The 4,238-nt window shown below is 26.7% G+C and carries 3 protein-coding genes; 2 read left to right on the top strand and 1 reads right to left on the bottom strand.

Annotated features, from left to right (window positions below; translation table 11 throughout):
- Positions 1–37 precede the first annotated feature (37 nt).
- Positions 38–805, bottom strand: a complete 768-nt coding sequence (locus HMPREF2578_RS01290; RefSeq protein WP_002505089.1) for a DUF536 domain-containing protein — start codon at positions 803–805, stop codon at positions 38–40.
- Positions 806–1,244: 439 nt separating this feature from the next.
- On the opposite strand from HMPREF2578_RS01290, the gene HMPREF2578_RS01285 reads away from it, so the two are divergent.
- Positions 1,245–2,180, top strand: a complete 936-nt coding sequence (locus tag HMPREF2578_RS01285) for a replication initiator protein A (RefSeq protein ID WP_001829877.1) — start codon at positions 1,245–1,247, stop codon at positions 2,178–2,180.
- Between the two features lie 1,854 nt (positions 2,181–4,034).
- Positions 4,035–4,187: a hypothetical protein gene (locus HMPREF2578_RS11105; RefSeq protein WP_002489624.1), complete on the top strand. Its 153-nt coding sequence runs from the start codon at positions 4,035–4,037 to the stop codon at positions 4,185–4,187.
- Positions 4,188–4,238 lie beyond the last annotated feature (51 nt).

The raw sequence follows: 4,238 nt of genomic DNA, 5'->3' as shown, positions 1-4,238 counted from the left end.
ACAAGTTCATGAACTTGTTGTGCCTTTTTAATTGCAATTAGTTACCAAATAAACGACTCCAAAATCCCTTTTTAGGTGGTTCTACCTCCCTATTATCATCAGGATCATTCTTCGTTTCTTCAACGAACTTATCCTCATTTGTTAGTTCATCTTCGTTTATACTGTCATCCTTTTTTTCTTTAGCTATATTCTTATGATTTACTTCGGTTGGTTGGCTTTTCTTTTGTTGTTGGTTCGCATTTTGAGGTTCTTTAGTAAAAGTTGCTTCTTTCGGATTAATATTTTGTCTATTATTCGTCGCTGTATCAAAAGAATAATTAAGCTGTCTTTCTTCTTCTAATTGGCTTTCTAGTTTTTGAATTTTTTTATTGCTTTCTAAAGCTAATATTTGTTGATTCTCCAACAATTTATTTAACGTATTAACATTGCTATTTTGTTGATCTAATTGCTTAGTTAAATTCTCAATATATTTTTCATCATTTTTAGCTCTAGTTTCAAAGATTTCTATTTGCTTTTCTAATTCGTTTACTTTTGTTTTTAATGTCTCAGAACTATTTGAATTATTATATATATTCTTTTCTGATTTTGCAGTATTTTCACCAAACAATTCTTTTTTTACTGATTCTTTATTTTGGATTGTACTCTCTTTCTTAGTAATTTTTTCTATAATTTTCAAATAATCATTATCATCAATATAATTAATCCCATTTTCTTTTTCAAAAGTTATATTTAAACTTTTAGCATTATTAACAATAGTTTGTTTAGTTACACCTAATTCATCAGCAACCATTTTAATAGTTCTCATAACATCCACCCTTAGGTACCTAATTTAGTACCTAAATTTTACCACCTAATGAATTTTATTTCATCAATTACCACTAAATTTACTACCTATTTACTACATATGCACCTAATTAGCTACCTATAATATGTTTTTGGAGCTTAATTAGGTACTAAAACAATGAACTACACATTTTGCCATGGCAATGTGCTTTTAACTACATTTAAAACTCTTTATATACTTTCTTAAAAGTGTTAATATTGCTTTATAAATACTAAAAGAGTCAATGCTATTGGCGTAGCATTGACTCTCGGTAATAAAACGATTCGCACTCGTTTGTTTATATATTTTTTGATACTTGTATTATATCTATCTAATCATCTAAGTGCAAGCACAAAACATATAACTTACGTAAAAATTGTTTTATTACCTCAATCCTAAAAATGGAAATGAGGTTTTTATTATGCCCAATTTTGAAAAATACAATTTATCACAAGTAAAAACTGAAAGGTTTTATCAACTACCTAAATATTTATTCGAAGATGCATATTTTAAAAAAATGTCGGCGGAAGCCAAAATTATGTATGCGTTATTAAAAGATCGCTTTGAATTATCCATCCAAAATGAATGGGTAGATAAAAATAATAACATTTACTTTATTTTCAGTAATAAACATTTGTGCGAATACTTAGGTTATGCAGAACAAAAAATTATAAAATTAAAAAAAGAGTTAATAAGTTTTAATTTATTAACTCAAGAACGTGTTGGCCTTAATAAACCAAATAGATTATATTTATTAAAACCTAATTATGACATTAAAGCCAGTCATAGCAAGGAACTTCCAAATTCACAGTTCCAGAACAATGAATTTGGAAGTTCTAGAACTGTGAATTTAAGTGGTCAAGAACTTCCAAATTCACAGTCTAATGATACTGAGAATAATGATACTGATTATATTAAAACTGAGAGTAATGATACGAATGATTTGAATGATAATAAGCTAACTTTTCCTAGTAATCATACAAATCATTCAAATCACAACAATTCAAACTTTAATAATGAAGCTTTAAAATTCCAATTACTCGAAGAACTACCTCAAAGTATTCAAAGGTATTTAAGTAACTTTTCTGTAAATGAAATTAAAATCATCAAACCTGTATTATTAAAAGCCAAGACGTCCTTTAATAATTCTATTGATACATATTACTTATTAGAAGATATGGAAATAGAAATACTTCATGTTCTTAAACGTTTCAAAGCTATGCTTATTCAAAAAAATGAAACCGTTGAAGCCATGCAAGGGTACTTAATGAAATCCCTTAAGTCTGAATTCGCTGAAATGCATACGCTTAATAAACGACGTGATCATTTACCAATCACTTCTTTATTTAATCAATAATGATTCAATTAGAGAGCATCTTTAAATAGATGTTCTCTTTTTTTATTTACAAGTGGTTGCTAAGGCAACCACCTAGATCAAACGAAAGGTAAGGGAGGGGATAACAAAATAAGATCAACACAATATCACAATATAGCATGCTGCTATTAAAGAAAGGAGGAAGACTTATGAGTACTAAGAAAAAGATTAAAGTTACTTTGGCAATGATTAATGTTCTTTTAACTGCAGTCGAACTTTATCTTCAATGGCAATTGAGTAAATCTGAAAATGAACTGTAGTTAAACAAGTAGGTAGGACTAAAACGTTTCTGTTTTAGTCCTATTTTTTCTATAAATGGTTATTATTCATTTGAAAATGGCTCAAACATGTCGCATAAGATGAAAAATAAAATGATCATTTAACGTTGTTTTAACTTTAAAAATTATAAAAATACTAACCGTTTTTATATTCTTTAGCAATCTTTCGTAGTTATAAAAGTGACTTAATAAAATCGTTTTTGTCATTTATTTTGTTAAAGATTGGAAAGAAAAGGTTGAATTTATTATTCCAAAAAATCAAAATTCAGATTCAATTGATATACATCATAAACAAAAAGTAAGTCGTTAATGTTCAAGACATGGATCGAATATAATTTTAAATTTGAATTTTTTCTATCCCAAACTAAGTAAATATTTTTACTTAGTTTTCTCTTTTTTTATCTTCAATCATTTTACTAACAATGGTTATCTTGAAAATAAAAATAAGCACTTAAAGTAAAAAGTGAACAAGAAAATAGCCACTTTTGTCTTAAAGCACGTTTTGTTTTTGGAAATATTACAAACATGGGAGTCTTTTTAAAGAGTATTTGACATGAGCATAAGGAAATCTAGTACCACCTTCGGTGGTATTCAGCATAGCTGAAAGATTTACCTTTTATTCGTTCTACTCAATTGTTCACCATAAATAGCTTAAAAGCTTTATATAAAGGTGATTATAAGCATTCTTATACATTGAATTAGAGGGTGTAATATGATACTTTATTACAGACTCTTTACAATTGTTACAAGACCATTTTGAATTGTCTGAAGACTCCTTTTTTTGTTGATTTCATAGGCTTCAGTCGTCGTCGAGACTCTTAAGAGTCTTAATTTTTTCAACCAAAGACTCTTAAGACTCCTACTTTTAGTATTAATATCGAAAATAAAATCACTCAAAAGTAATCTAAGCAATTCATTCATTTGTTTTACTTTTTGAATTTGATGAAATACCTTTTGATCAATATCGAATTCAATATTGATCACATTATTTGTTTTTAAGTTCAAAGAAAAAAGGAAAGAATAAAACAATTTCTGTACTTTTCTATGCTCAATTTGATTAAAAAGTGATTCGAAATGAAACTTATTTTAGCTTTTTATTAATTTAAAAATTTATAAAAAACGATAAAATACGTAATAAGATTCATTGAATGCTCATACTCCAAAATATTATTTTTTGACTTTTTATGATTCCGTAAATATCTAAAATCATAAAAATGAACGACATATAGAAGATACTTTTGAAGAAATATTGATGAGTATATTTATCACAAGTAACTTGAAATTGATTTCAATTCTTGAATTTTTCGTAGCTCTTTTATTCCAAAATTATAAATATAATGTTTTGATTTACTACCATATAGAAATAGCTCAAAGCAGTTTTGTAAGTCAAAATCATATTCGATTTTTAAATTTAGTTCACATTTGCGTTTTATGAGTCTTTAAATTAAAAATGTATAAAGAACACCTAAACACTTTAAAAAGTATTTTAAAATTGTAAATAGGGTATTTAAAATTTGATAACTCCTATGATAATTTTTATTAAAAAGAAGAGTTTTTGATGATTGATTTTTTAAAAAATAATTCAAATACTTTTTCACAACCTATGATTTTGGCATCTATTCTTTTTGTTTTTGCAGGTCCTTTAGGGGCATTTTTAGGAGTGGTTATTGGACTTTTACTTGGTAGAAAGTTAGATAAAAATGGAAATTAGACACGCATTTATACTGAAGAAATTTATTGTGCGTTGAGAAGAACCCTTAAC

Origin of the sequence: Staphylococcus sp. HMSC072H03, assembly GCF_001809305.1 — a bacterium.
In the GTDB taxonomy this organism is placed as follows: domain Bacteria; phylum Bacillota; class Bacilli; order Staphylococcales; family Staphylococcaceae; genus Staphylococcus; species Staphylococcus hominis.
This window is presented reverse-complemented; position numbering and strand designations above follow the sequence as displayed.

Excerpts from the sequence above, each read along its gene's own strand:
- HMPREF2578_RS11105 (WP_002489624.1), top strand. The coding sequence starts at position 4,035 with ATGATTGATTTTTTAAAAAATAATTCAAATACTTTTTCACAACCTATG.
- HMPREF2578_RS01285 (WP_001829877.1), top strand. The coding sequence starts at position 1,245 with ATGCCCAATTTTGAAAAATACAATTTATCACAAGTAAAAACTGAAAGG.
- HMPREF2578_RS01290 (WP_002505089.1), bottom strand. The coding sequence starts at position 805 with ATGAGAACTATTAAAATGGTTGCTGATGAATTAGGTGTAACTAAACAA.